This is a genomic window from Marinobacter sp. Hex_13 (genome assembly GCF_001566815.1).
Lineage (GTDB): Bacteria > Pseudomonadota > Gammaproteobacteria > Pseudomonadales > Oleiphilaceae > Marinobacter > Marinobacter salarius.
The window spans coordinates 23977-42143 of record NZ_LSMM01000023.1 but is presented as its reverse complement, the minus strand read 5'-3'; the positions used below and the strand labels follow the sequence as shown (position 1 = coordinate 42143).

Here is an 18167-nt window from a genome sequence, read left to right as displayed (position 1 = left end):
AACGGAGGTTTCTTGGAGCAGGCGGCGGATCTGAACGCAGTCGGGCCGGACAGCACGGGTCGCAACGACAACCGGTACACCTGGCGGGGTATTCTGTCCCTGGCCCTCAAACACAAGCCGCGGCTGGTGAGAGCGAATATGCTCGCCATACTGGCCACGGTGGTCAGCGTGCCTATTCCCCTGCTGTTGCCGGTACTGGTGGACGAAGTGCTGCTTGATGAGGCCGGCCCGGTGCTGCCCGTGATGCAGGCGATGCTGCCCGAAGCATGGCACCTGCCAGTGGTTTACATCGGCCTGATGGTGGTAGCAGCGTTTCTGCTAAGGTCGTTGTCGCTCACCTTCAACGTGCTCCAGTCCCGTGAGTTCTCCAAGATTTCCAAGGATGTGGTGTTTCGTATCCGTTCCCGGCTGCTGGGTCGGCTGCAGCGGGTGGCCATGTCGGAGTACGAAACCCGTGGCTCGGGCGGCATCACCAGTCATTTCATCACCGACCTGGACACCATCGATCAGTTCCTGGGTACCACCATCAGCCGTTTCCTGGTGGCGAGCCTGACCGTCACCGGAACCGCCATCGTGCTGATGTGGGTTCACTGGCAATTGGGGCTACTGATCCTGCTGTTCAATCCTCTGGTGATCTTCGCCACCATGCTCATTGGCAAGCGGGTCAAGGAGCTCAAACGTCAGGAGAATAGCGCCTACGAGGATTTTCAGGGCGACCTGACGGAAACCCTGGACGCGATCCACCAGCTCAGGGCGGCTAACCGGGAACAGCACTACCTGCGCCAGCTGATCAGCCGCGCCCGCACGGTTCGCGACCACGCCATACAGTTTGAATGGCGCAGCGACGCCGCCACCCGCGCCAGCTTTGCGCTGTTCCAGTTTGGTGTCGACACCTTCCGCGCGGCGGCGATGGTGACGGTCCTGTTCAGCGACCTGAGCATCGGCATGATGTTCGCCATCTTCGGCTACCTGTGGTTTATGCTCACGCCGGTACAGGAAATGCTGAATATGCAGTACGCCTGGTTCGCCGCCAATGCGGCGTTGGGGCGAATCAACCGCTTGCTGGAACTGGAGGAGGAGCCCCGTTACCCGGCGCTGGAAAACCCCTTCAGGGATCGTCACACCGTTGGCCTGACTCTGAAGGACATCCACTTCAGCTACGGTGAGGAATCCGTGCTCAAGGGCATTGACCTTCACCTTGAACCGGGAGAGAAAGTCGCGGTTGTGGGCGCCAGTGGCGGCGGAAAATCCACTCTGGTACAGGTCATTCTGGGGATGTACACACCGCAGCAGGGGCAGGTGCTGCTGGGTGGTGTGCCGGTCCAGCGCATCGGGCTCCCGTGTCTGCGGGAGAACGTGGCCACCGTGCTGCAGCACCCGGCCCTGTTCAACGACACCGTGCGACAGAACCTCACCCTGGGCCGGGACAAGACCGACGCCGAACTGTGGCAGGCCCTGGCCATCGCGCAACTGGACGGGACCGTGGCGGACATGCCTCAGCAACTGGATACCATGATTGGCCGCCAGGGGGTGCGTTTGTCCGGTGGCCAGCGCCAGCGGCTGGCCATTGCCCGTATGGTGTTGTCGGATCCCTCCGTGGTGATCCTGGATGAGGCCACCTCCGCCCTGGACGCCGAAACCGAGTTTCAGCTGCATCAGGATCTGGAGGCTTTCCTGCGTCAACGCACCACCCTGATCATTGCCCATCGTCTGAGTGCCGTGAAACAGGCCGACCGTGTTTACGTTTTCGAGGACGGCTTGATCACCGAGGAAGGGCATCATGATGAGCTGATCGCCCGCCAGGGGCTCTATGCCCAGCTTTATGGGGATCGACAGGCCTGAGGAGGATAGGGGTATTCACCGCCGCAATACTGAACATTCACGGAACCGCAGTTGAAGTCTGGTCAATCGGTGCAATAGTTATAGGAGACTTTCAAAATCAGGGTCTTTGCATCAGTCTATTGCCATCCGCGGTCAGTACGCTGATGCAAAGGCTACTGCTAAGCCTTCCGAAATCTTCGGATCATCAAAAGGAGGCACCTCATGTCGAAACAAAGCCTGAGTAAAGACAGTCTCAATACCCTTTCCAGCCTGGAGGCTGGCGGCAAGACCTATCACTATTACAGCCTGCCCAAGGCTGCCGACACCCTTGGCAACATCGACAAGTTGCCGTTTTCCCTGAAGGTGTTGCTGGAAAATCTGCTGCGCAACGAAGATGACGCCACCGTGGACCGGGGCCATATCGATGCGATGGTTCAGTGGATGAAAGACCGGAAATCCGATACCGAAATCCAGTTTCGTCCCGCCCGTGTACTGATGCAGGACTTCACCGGTGTGCCCGGTGTGGTGGATCTGGCGGCCATGCGGGAAGCGGTCAAGTCAGCCGGCAAGGACCCGGCAATGATCAATCCGCTGTCGCCGGTGGATCTGGTGATCGACCACTCGGTGATGGTGGACAAGTACGGTGACCCATCAGCCTTCAAGGACAACGTCACCATCGAGATGGAACGCAATCAGGAACGCTATGAGTTCCTGCGTTGGGGCCAGCAGGCGTTCGACAATTTCCGCGTGGTGCCGCCTGGGACCGGTATCTGTCACCAGGTGAACCTGGAGTATCTGGGTAAGACCGTGTGGAGCAAGGACCAGGACGGAAAAACCATCGCCTACCCGGACACCCTGGTGGGAACAGACTCACACACCACCATGATCAACGGCCTTGGCATCCTCGGCTGGGGTGTGGGTGGTATCGAAGCGGAAGCGGCCATGCTGGGCCAGCCTGTGTCCATGCTGATTCCGGAAGTGGTCGGCTTCAAGATTACCGGCAAGCTGCGCGAAGGCATTACCGCAACGGATCTGGTACTGACCGTCACCGAAATGCTGCGCAAGAAAGGTGTCGTGGGTAAATTCGTGGAATTCTACGGTGACGGCCTGAAAGACATGCCTGTCGCGGACCGTGCCACCATTGCCAACATGGCGCCGGAATACGGGGCTACCTGTGGTTTCTTCCCGGTGGACGAGCAAACCATCAAATACATGCAGCTGACCGGCCGCGAAGACGACCAGCTTGAGCTGGTGGAAGCCTATGCGAAAGCCCAGGGCCTCTGGCGCCAGCCCGGCCAGGAGCCGGTGTACACCGACACCCTGGAACTTGATATGGGTGACGTCGAGGCCAGCCTCGCCGGCCCCAAGCGCCCGCAGGACCGGGTTGCCCTGAAGAACATGAAGGCCTCGTTTGAACTGCTGATGGAAACCGCCGAAGGCCCGTCAGAGTCCCGCGAAGGCAAACTGGAATCGGAAGGCGGGCAGACCGCCGTTGGTGTCCAGGACAGCTACGAACACGCCGCCAGTCAGCCGCTGGAAATGAACGGTGAAAAGACACGGCTGGACCCCGGCGCGGTGGTCATCGCAGCAATCACCTCCTGCACCAATACGTCCAACCCCAGCGTGATGATGGCTGCGGGCCTGATTGCCCAGAAAGCGGTCGCAAGGGGGCTGGATACCAAACCCTGGGTGAAAACCTCCCTGGCACCGGGCTCTAAGGTGGTGACCGATTACCTGAAGGTGGGTGGTTTCCAGGACGACCTCAACAAGCTTGGTTTCAACCTGGTGGGTTATGGTTGCACCACCTGTATCGGTAACTCCGGCCCGTTGCCGGATGCCGTTGAGAAGGCCATTGCCGATGGTGATCTTACCGTGGCCTCGGTGCTTTCCGGTAACCGTAACTTCGAGGGTCGGGTGCACCCACTGGTGAAAACCAACTGGTTGGCCTCACCACCGCTGGTAGTGGCCTATGCCTTGGCAGGCAACGTGCGCCTGGACCTTTCCAAGGATCCTCTGGGCGAAGACAAAAACGGGAAGCCTGTGTACCTGAAGGACCTATGGCCGAGCCAGCAGGAAATCGCCGAAGCGGTCGAGAAGGTGAAAACCGACATGTTCCATAAGGAGTATGCGGAAGTCTTCGACGGCGATGCCACCTGGAAGGCGATCAAGGTCCCCGAGAGCAAGGTGTATGAGTGGTCTGACAAGTCCACCTACATCCAGCACCCGCCGTTCTTCCAGGGCCTGAAGGAAGAGCCGGACGCCATCGATGATATCAAGGACGCGAACATTCTGGCGCTGTTGGGTGACTCCGTCACCACCGACCATATTTCACCGGCCGGGTCGTTCAAAGCCGACAGCCCGGCGGGTAAATACCTGCAGGAGCGGGGAGTGGAACCGAAAGATTTCAACTCCTACGGTTCGCGCCGGGGCAATCACGAGGTGATGATGCGTGGCACCTTCGCCAACGTGCGCATCCGGAACGAGATGCTGGACGGCGTTGAGGGTGGATTCACCAAACACATCCCCACCGGCGAGCAGATGCCGATCTACGATGCGGCCATGAAGTATCAGGAAGAGGACACCCCCCTGGTGGTCATTGCCGGCAAGGAATACGGCACTGGCTCCAGCCGTGACTGGGCTGCGAAAGGTACCCGCTTGCTGGGCGTGAAGGCCGTTGTTGCTGAGTCCTACGAGCGTATCCACCGCTCCAACCTGATCGGTATGGGCGTGATGCCGCTGCAGTTCAAGGACGGGGTCGACCGCAAGAGCCTGAAGCTGACGGGCGAGGAAACCATCAGCATCAAGGGCCTGTCCGGTGACATCAAGCCGGGTCAGACACTCGAAATGACGGTGACCTATCCGGACGGCAAGACCGAGACTTGTGAACTACTGTCCCGGATCGACACCGCCAACGAAGCGGTTTATTACCGCCACGGCGGTATCCTGCACTACGTCGTGCGGGAGATGCTCAAGTCGGCGTGACTGTTTGGTCTGGCGTTGGTCTGGCAGGGCAACCTGCCGGGCCTCTCAATGCTCAGTTACCCATTACCCCGCCACTGGCAGTTCCAGCCAGAACGTAGCCCCCTCGCCCGGAACGGATTCATAGTCCACCGTGCCCTTCATGCGCGCCATCAGCTCCCGTGTGATGGCCAGACCGAGCCCGGTTCCGCCACTGGCTCTTCGGTCCGACGAATCAGCTTGTGAGAACTTCTTAAAAATATGCTCCCGAAAATGCGGGGCGACGCCCTCACCATGGTTCCTGATACACAGCCGAACCGACTCTCCGCGCTGGCTGGCGAAAATGTCGACGGAGGACCCTGCCGGAGAAAACTTGATGGCGTTGGACAACAGGTTGGTGATGGCCTGGTTCAGGCGCTGACGATCCACATGAACTGTCACGGCTGGCAGTTCAGCCACCTGAAGATGAATGTCTCGCTGTTGGGCAAAGGTTGCGATGTTTTCAACACTCTCGTGAACAAGATTTTGCAGAACATGGTGTTCGCTACGGAAGGGCATTTTGCCGGCCACAAGCTTTTCCATATCGAGTAAGTCGTTGATCAGGAACGTAAGCTGTTGGCTGTTCCGATAGGCGATGTGTGCCAGTTTCGAGGCCTTCTCCGGCAGCTCGCCGACGGCATTGTTGGCCAGCAGCCCGAGGGAGCCGGAAATCGAGGTCAGCGGGGTGCGAAGCTCGTGGCTGACAGTGGAAATGAACTCGTTCTTCAGGTGGTCGACTTTCTTCCGCTCTGAAATGTCCTCGGTGATCAGCCAGACAACGGGTTCGTTGCCGTCATCGTCCAGTTGCAGCCCGTGGAGCATGACGGGGGCCAGTTCCTGCCCTGGCGTCATGAAGTAGCCTTCGAGGCCGCTGAGTCTGGCATGTTCCCGAAGGGTTTCCTGAACCCCGGGCCTGTTGGCCAGCGGCTCTCCATGGACATCAAGCGGTTGGTCGAAGAAATCCAGTGTCTGGACGGATCTGCCAAACTGGTTTTCGAACGTTGGGTTTGCCCGGAGCAGTCGATTGGAGGTGACACTGAACAGCCCGATGCCCATGGGGGCCAGTTCGAAGAGTCCCCAGAGCCGCCGCTGCATTTCGCGATCCCGTGACATCAGGCTGGTGAGCCAGAAAACAGCACCGCTGACAATGACCAGCATCGCGAACAGGCTGCCACGAAATATCCAGGGCTGACTGGGGTGGTTTGGCCAGCCCCCGACTGGTTCGGCAAACACCACCCAGGTAGCGCCTCTCATGCGAATCGTGCTGGTGACTGGATCTTCCCATTGAAAGGGGCGTGTGGAGAAAAAAACCGACTGAGTGTCATTAACGTCGGCCGACGACGAGATCGCTACATTGAAGTCGTCTTGCAACCTATCCAGCCCTATCGACGAGTACAGTTTCTGAAGGTCCAGTATCACTGAAATAACCCCCCAGAAATCGCCCGAGGCCTGTTCGAATATGGGAACACGCCCCGCCAGCCCCTGCCCGCCCTGAACCAGATCAATAGGGCCGGTGAACACCACGCGACGGGTGTTGAGCAGCATCTCGATCTGATCTTGCGACAAGCTCTGTGCGGTCAGGTCGAGACCGATCGCAGCCTCATTGCCGGCCAGTGGGTAGACATGGCGAATCACGAAATCCGGAGCCAGTCCGATGTTTCGGAGTTCCGGTGCCAGGCTGAAGATGACCGAGGCCAGTTCCCGGAAGCGTTGGCCGTCGATATCGGGTTGTATCGCGACGTTGGCGGCCAGTCCCCACACGGTCTGGATGTTCTGCAGTATGGCACTTTGCAGCTTGAGGCTTATCTCATCCGTTTTTTCCTGCCACTGCTGACGGACATCGTTGCGGTGGCTGGAAGAGCTGGATGCATCAAGGGAAACCGCGACTACAATGACCAACAGCAGAACGCCCAGCCTTGAAGCCCAGATCAAACGATGAAACACGTTAGCCCGCGTTTGTGCCGCCACTATCGATTACTCGTCACTCTCATCGGGTTTGTCACTCTCATCGGGTTTGATGTCCAGCCAGAACGTCGAGCCGTATCCCTCGGTGGATTTGAACCCCACGCCGCCGCCCATTTGCGACATGATCTCCCGGGTAATGGCCAGCCCGAGGCCCGTACCGCCACGGCCTCGGGTATCGGAGCTGTCAGCCTGGGCGAACTTTTCGAATATCCTGGCTCGGAAGGCTTCCGGTATGCCTGTGCCATAGTCCGTGACTTCGATGCGAAAAAGGCCGTCATGAAGGTGTGTCAGTATGACAACCTCGGCCTCCGGCGGAGAAAACTTGATGGCGTTGGACAGCAGGTTGTCGAGTGCCTGGCCCAGGCGCCGGGCATCGATAGCGGCTTTGACCCAGGGATGGTGATTTTCGAACCGAAGTGAGATTTGCCGATCAACCGCGTAGGTTGATGTTCGATCCAGGCTGTCCTGAATGATCGCGCTGATGTTCTCGCTGTGCATCCGCAGTTCCATTTTTCCGGAGACCAGCTTTTCCATATCCAGCAGATCATCAATCAGATGCTTTAGTTGGTCGCTGTTGCGGGCTGCGATAGCCACCATGGCTTTGACTTTTTCAGGTAGATGGCCAAAAACCCCGCCCGCGATCAACCCAAGGGAGCCTGATATGGACGTCAGGGGAGTTCGTAGTTCATGGCTCACGGTGGAGATGAACTCGTTTTTCATTCGGTCAACCTTGCGGCGCTCTGATATGTCCTCAACCAGGGACCATACCAGCGGTTCACTGCCAGCACGCTCCACCAGAACGCCCTGGAAGAGAATCGGGAACCGGGTGCCATCCTTGCGGATAAACTCCTGCTCCACGGGGCCGAACCGCCCGTGTTCTTTCAAATCAGCAATGGCCTGCTGCGTCTGTTTCGCGTATTCACTGGGGGTTGCGTCCCAGTAGTTCAGTGCCAGGAACTCGGCGTGTGAGTAACCGCTGTGTTCCAGCAATGCGGCATTGACATCGTAGTTCTGTCCGCTTTTAAAACCGGTCAGAAGAATGCCGATCGGTGACAGTTCGAACAAGGTGCGCAGCAGTTGCTCTCGTTCTGCGAGCGCAAGCTGCGAGCGCTTTTTTTCATCGACGTTGGCGAGAAACCCATGCCAGATGACGCTATCGTCCGGGCGCCGTTCCGGCGTGGCCCGGCCCTCGACCCAAACCCAGTTCCCGTCCGGCGTTCTGACCCGAAACTCGGACTCCCAAACCGCCAGTGACTCCTGGGAACGGTCAACAGAGGTGTTTACATACCCAAGGTCGTCAGGGTGGACGGCATCAAAGATAATACCAGCATCCTCTTTAACGGCCTCCGGAGGAATGCCGTAAATATCACGTATGCCATCGCTGCTGTAGAGGAACCTCGACCCACCGTCCTGCAACACCTGATACTGATAAAGCATTCCAGGCACGTTCTCGGACAGCTTTCGCAGCGTATCCTCATGGGAATGTTGCTGGAGAAGGGCTGCCATCCACTGTGCCAGCCACACGATAAACAGGCGATCCAGATCCGTGAACGGTTTGGATCTTGGCGATACCGAGGAAAAATTAAGCGTGCCGAAGAGCTTGCCATCAAACTCTATGGGCGCCGCAATATAGCTCTCGAGACCCATTTGGGCATAGCATGACTGGTGGCGATAGCGCGAGTCGCCCATATGGCTGATCGCCAGATGGTCGCCTTTTGCGAGCATCAGTGCACAATAGGTTTGCTCCACCGGCAGTGACAGGCCGGCTTCCAGTGGAGAGTCATCCGGCGCTCTGAACCAGCGAATCGTATAGACATCGGTGGTGATTTCGCTGACGATGCCGGTTTCCAGTTCAAGGTGTTGGCGCCCAAGATCCAGGGCCATGTCTATTTTTTGTTCCAGGGGCGCGGAGGCGTCCACCGTCAGGTTGTTCAGTGCACTCAGAATCCGGGTCTTCTCGAGTTGTTCCTGGCGGGATTTACTCGCTTCGAAGTCATTGATCTCTTCATCGACACATCGGGCCAGCTCTTCCAAAAGCATGCGTTGATCGCCGTCGAGCGATCGTGGCCGGGTGTCTATGATGCAGAGAGTGCCCAGGCGATAACCTTCATGGCTGCGGAGTTGAGCACCGGCGTAGAAGCGAATGTGTGGCGGGCCGGTAACGAGCGGGTTATCGGCAAATCGTGAATCCTCGTGGGTGTCCTCGACAATGAACAGACGATCACTGAGGATGGCGTGGCCGCAGAAAGAGATGTCCCTGGGGGTCTCCCTGGCCTCCAGCCCCTGACAGGATTTGAACCATTGCCGTTTTTCGTCGACCAGTGACACCAGGGCAATGGGGACGTCGAAGGCCAGTTTGGCCATGCGAGTAAAGCGATCAAATCGCTCCTCTGGTGACGTATCGAGCAGGTGAGTTCGCTTCAGCGCGAGAAGCCGTACCGCCTCATTCAATGGGCTTTCGGGTGCTATCACGAGTCTGTTTCCTCATCAGCGACGGTCGACAATGCCTCACCGGATCCGGATGTTGGCATATCGACCCAGAAATGCGCGCCCTGATCATTGTAGTAGCCAACCTCTGCATGCATCAGCGTTGCCAGTTCGGCACAAATGGCAAGCCCCAGCCCCGTGCCCTTTACCGAACGGGTGGTGCCGGTTTCGGCCTGTGCAAATCGTTTGAACACGCTGTCGGCAAAAGAATCCGGAACCCCGGGGCCCTGATCACTGACGGTGATTCTCACGTATTCCGGTGAGTGGAGCCGGGCTTTTATCCTGACCACCCCGTTCCTGGGGGAGAACTTGATGGCGTTGCTGACGTAATTGTCCAGAATCTGCCTCAGCCGGTGCTTGTCACAGAGTAGATGTGGTAGCTCACCGCTGTCTGATACCAACCGGACCTGATGTTCAGCAGCCATAGTGTTGTTGTCCTCAACGGCGCCGTAAAGTATTGGTTGGATCGCTTCGCTTTGAATTCGCACTTTAAGACTGCCATCAGACAGTTTATTGAAGTCGAGCAAATCCGACACCAGCAGTTGCAGACGCTCGCCATTTCTCAGGGCGAGGTTTGCCATCTCCTGGCTTTTGTCGTTGAGCGGCCCGGTTACGCCGGATGAGAGCAGCTTCAGGGCGCCAGTCAGGGACGTCAGTGGCGTGCGAAGCTCATGACTGACGGAAGACATGAAGTGGTCCTTGAGCCTGTCCAGACTGTCACGTTCCTCCAGGAGCTGGTTGAAGGCCCCGGCCAGGTTGCTGACCTCCGGAATGCCGGATTCGCCCAACCGCATGGCAGAATCCGGTTGTTCAGCCATATGCTTTATACGCGTCGTCATTCGGTCCAGTGGCGACATGGTGCTTTTGACCAGCAGGTAGCTTAACGCGGCGATTACCAATGTGATCAGCAGGCTGATACTGAAGAACTGGAGAAAGGATTGTCGGGCGGGTGTTGTTGCCTGATCATAGGGAACAGCACGGACGAAGACCCACCCCAGCCGTTGCAGGTGATTGGTGGCGTATATCAGGGGCTGACCATCCTGGCCGTTGACCTGTCCAAACGTGATGCCGGATAACGCTGCGTCCGTCAGCGCATCTGCGCCAGGAGGTGGCAGGGGTTCGATATTCTGTGAGCCCTCGCCGGAATCCACGTACAGAAAGTTTTCCGTGTCGATGATTTTCTCGATACCCTGTGATCCATACAAGCCCATGGTGCGTTTTTCCGGTAACAGGCTGGTCCTGCCCAGATCCAGGGTGCCGCCTGCGAACCCGAGAAAATCCCCTTCATCCGTTTCGATGGGTGCCAGAAACGAGAGCAGGGGTCTGCCTGTGGTTCGTCCGATGATAGGTTTGCTGACAATAGGCTGTCGTTTCTCCAGGGCTTCCCGGAAGTGAGGGCGATCCAGGTAGCAGGTGCCAATACGATTTGGGACGTAGACATTTTCTGCCACGGCACATCCGTTCTCATCGAAAATGAGAAGCGCCGCCGGGAACAGATCCTGGATTGCCGTTTGGCGATTCAGCGCGACCTCCAGAGCAGCCTGGTCTGGAAGGTCGTCGCCGGCGAGCTGTGAGGCGAATGCTGACAGAGAGTTCAGTCGAAGCTGAAGCTTCTGGTCGACCTGTTCCGAGGTTCTTGCAGCTTCGAGAATCTGGCGATGGGTGAGCAGGTCTTCAAAGTCCTGTACCAGGGCCTGATAGGCGATCGCGATAATGGCCAGGACGGTTACAAGACTGCCGCCGCCAATGATTATGGCTACGCGACTACTAAGGGAGAGCGATTTGCCTGATCGCAATGAAATGCCTCGCTGTTGCGTTTTGCAGGATAATGTTCTGTGATGAAAGAAGATTAGCCTAGTTGAACCGGTTATATTAGTAAAAAATCGAGGCCTCAGACCTTTTATGGGAACAGATCCAAAAGCGGATATCGCGGATAAACTTGCGCAATTGCGACTCAGCTTCCGTGGTAAGGCGGAGGATGAACTCGATCAGTTGAGCGAAGTCGCCGCAAGGGTAACCGGGGGGGCTCAGGGGCAGCGACTGCTGCGTGAAGATGTGATGTCGGCCTACCAGCTGCTTCATCGTCTGGCCGGTTCTGCCGGAACCTTCGGATATGCAGCCTTGGGGGCTGAGGCCCGTAGGCTGGAGCAACGTCTTAAGCCATTGGTGGAAAAATACCCGGTGCAAGCCGACAGTGGCCCAGAGGTTCCCGGCGAGGAAACCCCACAGGTTATCAATGCCCTGACACAGGCAGGACACCTGCGTTCTTTGCTGGATGAAACGTCGGTGTCAGCGACCCGCAGTACCAAAGGCCCTGAGCACTTAAACGATCATTACAGTCTGACGGTCGCGGATATTCAGGTTGTCCTGTGTGGGTTGTCAGAAGGTTCGCAGGTTTTTCTGGAGTACACACTCTCAAATTACGGTTTTTCGGTATCGCGCCAGGCGGTCTCCACCCTCTCCCTTGACGGAACGCCGGGAGTAACCCTTGTGGTAACCGGTGAGGACGCACTTTCGGAGGTGTCCGCGGCGCTCGATGCTAAGGCTGGGAGCAAGAATTCACTGAAACCACCACTCATTTGTATCGGACACAGGGATGATTTCCGAAACCGGTATGCCCTGGCGGATGCCGGGGCAGATGCACTTATTACGGAACCGGTTGATGCAACCGTACTGACGGAAAGCATCGAGCGTTTGGTCAGTGAGCAGAGCCGGACGGTTTCCGGGAAAATCCTGATTCTGGATGACGATGAAGATCTTGCAGGGCACTATCGCGCGGTGCTGGAGGGCGCGGGTTTTAATGTACATGCCATCAGTAATCCCGAGACGGTGTTGTCGGAACTCTCGGAATTCTCCCCCGACATAATGCTGCTGGACGTTCGTATGGGGGATTACTCCGGACCCACGGTGGCAAAGCTGGTCCGTTTTGATCCCGAATGGGTAAGCCTGCCGATCATCTACCTGTCGTCTGAGCAGGATAAGCAGGTTCAGCTCGAAGCCATGGCAAAAGGGGCGGATGAGTTCCTGACCAAGCCCGTGTCCGACCGCTATCTTGTACGCGCCGCCCAGATCCGCTGCTATCGTGCCCGCCAACTGAACGAGCTGCTGATACGGGACAGCCTTACGAGCCTGTTGAAGCATTCGTATATAAAGCAGGAAATTGATAAGGAACAGGCCCGCTGCAAGCGACTGTCGCAGTCTTCCGTTGTCGCCATGCTGGACCTGGATCATTTCAAGAAAGTGAATGATCAGTATGGGCACAGAATGGGCGATAGTGTCATCAAAGCGCTCGCAAGCTTGCTCAGGCAACGATTGCGTTCCACCGATATAATCGGCCGGTATGGTGGGGAGGAGTTTGCAGTGGTTTTACCGGAGTGTACGACGCAAGAAGGGCAATCGGTCATGACTCAGATTTGTGAGGCATTCTCAGACCTGTCGTTCAACAATGATGGTGCTAGCCTGTCGGTTACCCTCAGCGTGGGTATTGCCGCGCTGGATGCTTTTGAGTCCGGTAGTGATGCGCTTAACGCAGCGGATCAGGCCCTTTATGAGCGAAAGAAAGGGGGCCGTAACGGCGTGACGATTTTCCATCAGGGATGAAGCATAACGTTATGAAGGCACTTATTCTGGAAGATGACACATTGCTGGCGGATCTGCTGGAAACGGTGGTCGGCGGGCTTTATCCGGGCATCGATATTTTCGTAACGCCGTCGGTCAGGGGGGCTCTGGCACACTGGTCCCAACACGGTTCTGACCTGATGATCATCGACTGGAATCTGCCGGATGGTTCAGGTCTTGACGTAATTCGCGCTGCCCGTGAGAAGAGCAGCAAGACCGCCATTGTCATGATCTCCGGCCGGGCTGACAGGGATTCGGTTCTGAAAGCCGCACGCTACGGCATCAATGGCTATATCAGCAAACCGTTCAATGTGGAGATGGTGCACGAAAGGCTGACAGCACTGGTGGACCCAGCAGAATTTGATCGGGAGTCTCAACCTGATCTGGAGCACCTGCTGCAGACGTCGGTGGAGTCCGTTATTCAGCTGCCCTCCGCCGTTGATACGGCTCGGGTTCTCGAATTGATGGCGCGAAAACAGGATATCTCCCCATCGCAGCTCGCGGAGCGGTGGCATGGCGAGGTTGCGTTGACAACCCGTCTGCTTGACGTGGCCAACAGCGCCTCGTTCCAGAAAACCGGTGAGCCGGTCCGCAGTCTGCGTGACGGGATTGCTACCATGGGTGTGGATATGGCCTTGCGGCACGCGATGGCCATGTCGCTGGATATATGCGGCCAGTTGCGCGATACCCGTTTGGCGGAAAGAGCGACTGTCTTTCTCGAAACCGCCGAGAAGGTAGCCCAGGAAGCCGTACGAATTGCGTTACGTATCGGAATCGATCAATCCGATGTGCACACGGCGGCCCTGCTCAGCCGGGTCGGCGAACTGGCTGTGCTCAAGGTGATGCAGCAATGCCTGGATCGCAAAGGCCAGGTTTCTGATGAACAGATTGAAAGCGGGTTAACGGCCTGGGCTCAGAGTTATGGGAATCGTCTCAAAGTGCAGTGGCATCTGCCTTTGCAGTTGCGGGAGCTGATTGGCGCTGTTCATTTTCTGCCACGTGATGCTACGAGTGAATCGAAACTGGTTATGCGTGCCTCTGCGTTGATAGCGGGTGGCCAGAACAGCAGTGAGGAGTGTTTGCGCTTGCTGCGCAGACTGGGGGTGAATAACCATGAGAGAGGTACAGACGATGGCTAGCCCGGTTGCAGAACTTCAGCGAATTCTTTATGTGGAGGATGATGCCGACATCAGGGCCGTGGCGGAGCTGGCACTGGAATCCGTTGGGGGCTTTTCGGTAAAGAGCTGCAGTTCCGGTCAGGAGGCGCTTCTTGAAGGGCCGGGTTTTGAGCCCGAACTGATTCTGCTGGATGTTATGATGCCGGGTATGGATGGCCCGTCTACGTTTCAGGCGTTACGGGAAATTCCGGCGTTGAGCGCGACACCTGTGGTGTTCATGACTGCTAAGGTGCAAACTGAAGAGGTGGCGTTCTACAGGGAATTGGGAGCGGTTGACGTGATACCCAAACCGTTCGATCCCATGACCCTTGCCGATCAGATACGTGAAATATGGACGTCCAAGGTGTGAACATGGTTACGAAAGAATCGCCAGAGAAACTGAAGCACAAACTGAATCTGGAAACGTCCCGGATCAATTGGCATGACCTGCAGGTTTATTATGCCCGTGGTCACGTCGTGAAGGTGGTCCCGGAGCTGGACCTGCTGGATGTGGCGGCAGAACTGTCAGCGGACAACAAGGCCCAGTTCGAGCGTTGGTTGGCCGATAACAAAGTGGGCGATGTGGCTCCGGATCTTGCCCGCCACTGGTATGACGAGAACACGGAACTCTGGGCGGTAGTGATTGCACCCTGGGTGCTGGTGCAGGACAGGTCAGGGCATGTACTTCACTGAAACTCCTGGAATAAGGCCGTGAAACTGCATTACTTTCATGGGCGTGGCCCGCTACGGGCACTGGTCATGGTCCGGGAACAGCGCCGGGTTGAGCTTTTCATTAAGCCCGTCGGTGAGGACATCTGGGCGTTGGTGGCGCTCAGCGGCTCGGTGCATGGTCAACCAGAAAAACATCGCTGCCAGGGCCCCTATCGTTCCATCGCCCAGGCGGAAGCGGTGTTGCGCAGTGTTGCGGGTGCGCTGATGGGGCAGGATTACCAGCCCCAACCCAACGACTATGTGGTCTGGTCGGTGATGGCCCAGCGCCTGGCGCGCACCATCCGTACCGATCGCGATGCCAGTGCAGGCAAGTTTCATTTTGATCCGGATCAGTACGAACCTATCGGCTGATCTTTCCCCACCCATACACATTTTTCCGAGGACTTCATGCTGACCGGCGCATTGCTGATCCTGGCACCGCTTTTCCTGGGGTTTGCCCTGGCACTTGAGAACCGCCATCTGATGACGGCCATTCATTACGGCGTTGAGGGGCTGGTGTATTTTATCCTGGCACTCTTGGGGCTGAGCCTCGGGCAGATGGAAGGTGTTGGTGGCCAGTTGGCTAATATGGCGTCCCAGGTTGCCGTGCTCGTGGTGGTACTGTTTGTGGCCAACATGGCGGGGCTGTGGCTGTTTCACCGGTGGCAGCCGATGGCAGCGAGGGAGGATCACGTGGACCAGCCTCGTGGCTATCGTCGCCTTTTTCTGGCGGGGTTGAAGCCACTGTTGGCGGTTGTGGTGGGTGGTTTGGCCGGTTTCTACTGGCTGCCGGATATGCCCATGGCCGAAGACGTGGCGACCTGGTCGTTAATGTTGCTGCTGTTTCTGATTGGCCTGCAACTGCGCAATGCCGGCCTGTCCCTTCGTCGGCTGCTGCTCAACCGGCAGGGATTGGGCATTGCGTTAGCGCTGGCCGGGAGCTCTCTGCTCGCTGGTTTTGCAATGGTGCCTTTGCTGGACGCTGCCTGGCATGAGTCACTGGCACTGGCGTCCGGGTTTGGCTGGTATTCCCTGTCCGGTATTGTGATTGGCGATGCCCTGGGGCCGTCCTGGGGTGGTGTCGCCTTTCTCAATGATGTGATCCGGGAGATTATTGCGCTTGCGATCATTCCATTGTTGATCGGCCAGCGGCCGGCCATGGCCATTGGCTACGGGGGGGCGACTGCCATGGACTTCACCCTGCCGGTGATCCGCAGCAGTGGTGGCCTGGACTGCGTTCCCGTGGCGATCGCCTCGGGGTTTATCCTGTCGTTCCTGTCTCCCATCCTGATGGCGGTGTTTCTGTCCATGGGAGGGTAATGTCTCAGACCAGGAACTTTCTGACGTCGATCTTGTAGTCTTCCGGGTCCACTGAACGCAGAATTCGGTCCTGGGCCCCGGGTTTGGCCAGGTCCAGGGTGTCAACGGTGATGGGCATGCGAAAACGGGTGTTATACATCACACGCAGCACGGGCAATCGCTGGTCCTCGTCGTTGGTCTCGATGACGACACCGAGCCGGCCGCTTTCCAGAAGCACCAGTGAGCCAATGGGGTAGAGCCCCACACAACGAATAAACTCTTTCACCAGGGCGGCGTCCAGATGGCCGCCGCTCCATTCCAGCAGTTTCTTCAGGCCCTGGGTCGGGGTCATACCCTTGTGATACACCCGGTCGGAAGTAATGGCGTCGTACACATCGGTAATAGCCACCATACGACCGTATACGGAGATTTCCTCGCCCCTCAGGCCCTCGGGGTAGCCACTGCCGTCCAGGCGCTCATGGTGCTCCGCGGCGGTAACGATGGCCAGTTCGCCAATACCCTCTGTTGCCTTGAGAATATCCCGCGAATGCCGCGCATGGGCTTTCATGACCTCAAACTCTTCTGGCGTCAGCCGTCCCGGCTTGTGGAGAATGTCGTCCGGCGTAAGGATTTTGCCGATGTCATGGAGCAGTGCACCAACAATGGTTTGGTGCAGCGCCTCCGAGGGAAGCTTGCGGTAGTTGCCAAACAGGGACATCAGTACGCTGAGGTTGACCGAATGCTCCAGCAGGTAGTTGTCCTTCTCGCGGATTCGGCCGAGGCAACTGAGGGCATTGGCGTTGCGCAAGATAGAGCTCTGGAGCTCATCAGCCAATCGGTGAATGGGGGCTATCTCGATTGCCCCTCCAAGCTTCACGCTGTTCATCAGGTTGCCGACCAGCCCCTGAGCCTGGTTATGCACCTGTTGGGCGAACACCATTTCCTCGGCCACTGCTACCCGTTTGAAAACGCCGGGTGCCTGCTCGCCGGCCCGCTGAAGGGCGGACTCGTTGCGGCGATCGACCTCGTGGGCTGGTTCCGAATCCTGGGAATCCAGGCCCTTGGAGACATCGATGTAGACGTAGTCCACCCCCATCCGGCGGATTTTTTCAACGGTGTCCTCTTTTTTGATCACGCCGCGACGGCGCTGGGTGTTGTGAGGAATCCAGTCGTTGTTCAGGTCGGTGATGTACATGCCGACCTTGAGCGCGGAGACGGGGATGCGTTTGATCATCGCGGCTGGAAGAACGTTCTCAGGCTGTTGTCATAGGTTGTAGCCAGTACGTTCTCCAGCGGTAGTTGTTTCACCTCGGCGATTTTCTCGGCAACAAATGGTATGTAGAAAGGTGCATTTTCCTTGCCGCGATAGGGAACCGGGGTCAGGAACGGTGAATCCGTCTCCAGCAGGATCTGCTCGATGGGTGCCATACGCACAATGTCACGCACGTTTTCGGCTTTGTTGAAGGTGGTGATGCCGTTAAAGCCCAGGCACCAGCCTTCGTCCAATGCGTATTGCGCCAGCCCCGGGCCTGACGTGAAACTGTGGATCACGCCGCGGCGCTTAAGAGTACTTTCGAACTCCTTCAGGATGTCGATGGTGTCGTCATCGGCCTCGCGGCTGTGGATGACCACGGGCCGGTCGGTGTCACAGGCGATCTGCAACTGGCGGCGGAACACATCACGCTGAACGTCCCGGTCTGCGTTGTCGTAGAAGTAATCCAGACCAATTTCGCCCACTGCCACGATCTTGTCGTCGCCAGCGTGCGCGCGGATTTCCGCCTCGGCGGCATCGGAATACTGTTCGGCATCGTGGGGGTGTACCCCTTGCGTGCCATACACCCAGGGGGCTGTTTGGCTCAGTTCACGCACGGTAGCCAGATTGTCCGGTGACACAGCGATGGTGATCACACGTTCGATATTGACCCGCTGCGCTTCGGCCAGGGTTTCCGCCAGGGGGCGATCCTTGAGGTAATCCAGATGGCAGTGGGTTTCGATAATCGGTTGATCGAAAACGGGAATGTCGCGACGTTTCTTGCTCATTGGCGGTTACTTCACTCCATCGCAACCAAAGCGTTGGCTGCTATCCTGAGAACTTTGTCACAGTAGTTTATC

Annotated in this window: 13 protein-coding genes; 8 read left to right on the top strand and 5 right to left on the bottom strand. The window is 57.5% G+C overall.

The genetic code is table 11. The features are described 5' to 3' along the window. The first annotated feature begins 12 nt into the window (after window positions 1-12). Complete coding sequence (locus AXW11_RS05065) at window positions 13-1842, top strand: ABC transporter ATP-binding protein (protein ID WP_177190657.1); 1830 nt, start codon at window positions 13-15, stop codon at window positions 1840-1842. A 201-nt stretch (window positions 1843-2043) separates the two neighbouring features. Continuing rightward, window positions 2044-4803: an aconitate hydratase AcnA gene (acnA, locus tag AXW11_RS05060; RefSeq protein WP_036211141.1), complete on the top strand. Its 2760-nt coding sequence runs from the start codon at window positions 2044-2046 to the stop codon at window positions 4801-4803. A 63-nt stretch (window positions 4804-4866) separates the two neighbouring features. On the opposite strand, the gene AXW11_RS05055 is transcribed toward acnA, so the two are convergent. The 3 genes from AXW11_RS05055 to AXW11_RS05045 are packed head-to-tail and all read right to left on the bottom strand — an operon-like array spanning window position 4867 to window position 11066. After that, window positions 4867-6786: an ATP-binding protein gene (locus tag AXW11_RS05055; RefSeq protein ID WP_091644167.1), complete on the bottom strand. Its 1920-nt coding sequence runs from the start codon at window positions 6784-6786 to the stop codon at window positions 4867-4869. Window positions 6787-6792: 6 nt separating this feature from the next. Beyond that, entirely contained in the window at window positions 6793-9255 is a 2463-nt protein-coding gene (locus AXW11_RS05050; RefSeq protein WP_091644170.1) for an ATP-binding protein, read from the bottom strand. Beyond that, window positions 9252-11066 carry a cache domain-containing sensor histidine kinase gene (locus tag AXW11_RS05045; RefSeq protein ID WP_091644173.1) on the bottom strand — a complete coding sequence of 605 codons (1815 nt, stop codon included), beginning with the start codon at window positions 11064-11066 and terminating at the stop codon, window positions 9252-9254. The genes AXW11_RS05050 and AXW11_RS05045 overlap by 4 nt, the downstream gene beginning before the upstream one ends. 106 nt (window positions 11067-11172) lie before the next feature. Here AXW11_RS05045 and AXW11_RS05040 point away from each other — a divergent pair, with 106 nt between their 5' ends. The 6 genes from AXW11_RS05040 to AXW11_RS05015 are packed head-to-tail and all read left to right on the top strand — an operon-like array spanning window position 11173 to window position 16076. Next, a complete protein-coding gene (locus AXW11_RS05040; protein ID WP_091644176.1) occupies window positions 11173-12870 on the top strand; it encodes a diguanylate cyclase in 1698 nt (565 codons plus the stop codon). An 11-nt stretch (window positions 12871-12881) separates the two neighbouring features. Beyond that, the gene (locus tag AXW11_RS05035; RefSeq protein WP_091644215.1) at window positions 12882-14027 is read left to right on the top strand and encodes a response regulator; all 1146 of its coding nucleotides are present in this window, start codon (window positions 12882-12884) and stop codon (window positions 14025-14027) included. Then, a complete protein-coding gene (locus AXW11_RS05030) occupies window positions 14002-14415 on the top strand; it encodes a response regulator (RefSeq protein ID WP_228301325.1) in 414 nt (137 codons plus the stop codon). The genes AXW11_RS05035 and AXW11_RS05030 overlap by 26 nt, the downstream gene beginning before the upstream one ends. Window positions 14416-14417: 2 nt before the next feature. Then, window positions 14418-14738, top strand: a complete 321-nt coding sequence (locus AXW11_RS05025) for a DUF2288 domain-containing protein (protein ID WP_091644182.1) — start codon at window positions 14418-14420, stop codon at window positions 14736-14738. Between the two features lie 18 nt (window positions 14739-14756). After that, a complete protein-coding gene (locus tag AXW11_RS05020) occupies window positions 14757-15128 on the top strand; it encodes a PA4575 family protein (protein ID WP_091644184.1) in 372 nt (123 codons plus the stop codon). 36 nt (window positions 15129-15164) lie between these two features. Further along, complete coding sequence (locus AXW11_RS05015; protein ID WP_041332476.1) at window positions 15165-16076, top strand: LysO family transporter; 912 nt, start codon at window positions 15165-15167, stop codon at window positions 16074-16076. A 4-nt stretch (window positions 16077-16080) separates the two neighbouring features. Here the strand turns inward: AXW11_RS05015 and AXW11_RS05010 are convergent, their stop codons facing one another. Next, on the bottom strand, window positions 16081-17289 hold the full coding sequence (locus AXW11_RS05010) for an HD-GYP domain-containing protein (protein WP_091644187.1): 1209 nt from the start codon (window positions 17287-17289) through the stop codon (window positions 16081-16083). Beyond that, entirely contained in the window at window positions 17286-18095 is an 810-nt protein-coding gene (locus tag AXW11_RS05005) for a TatD family hydrolase (RefSeq protein ID WP_091644189.1), read from the bottom strand. The genes AXW11_RS05010 and AXW11_RS05005 overlap by 4 nt, the downstream gene beginning before the upstream one ends. Window positions 18096-18167 lie beyond the last annotated feature (72 nt).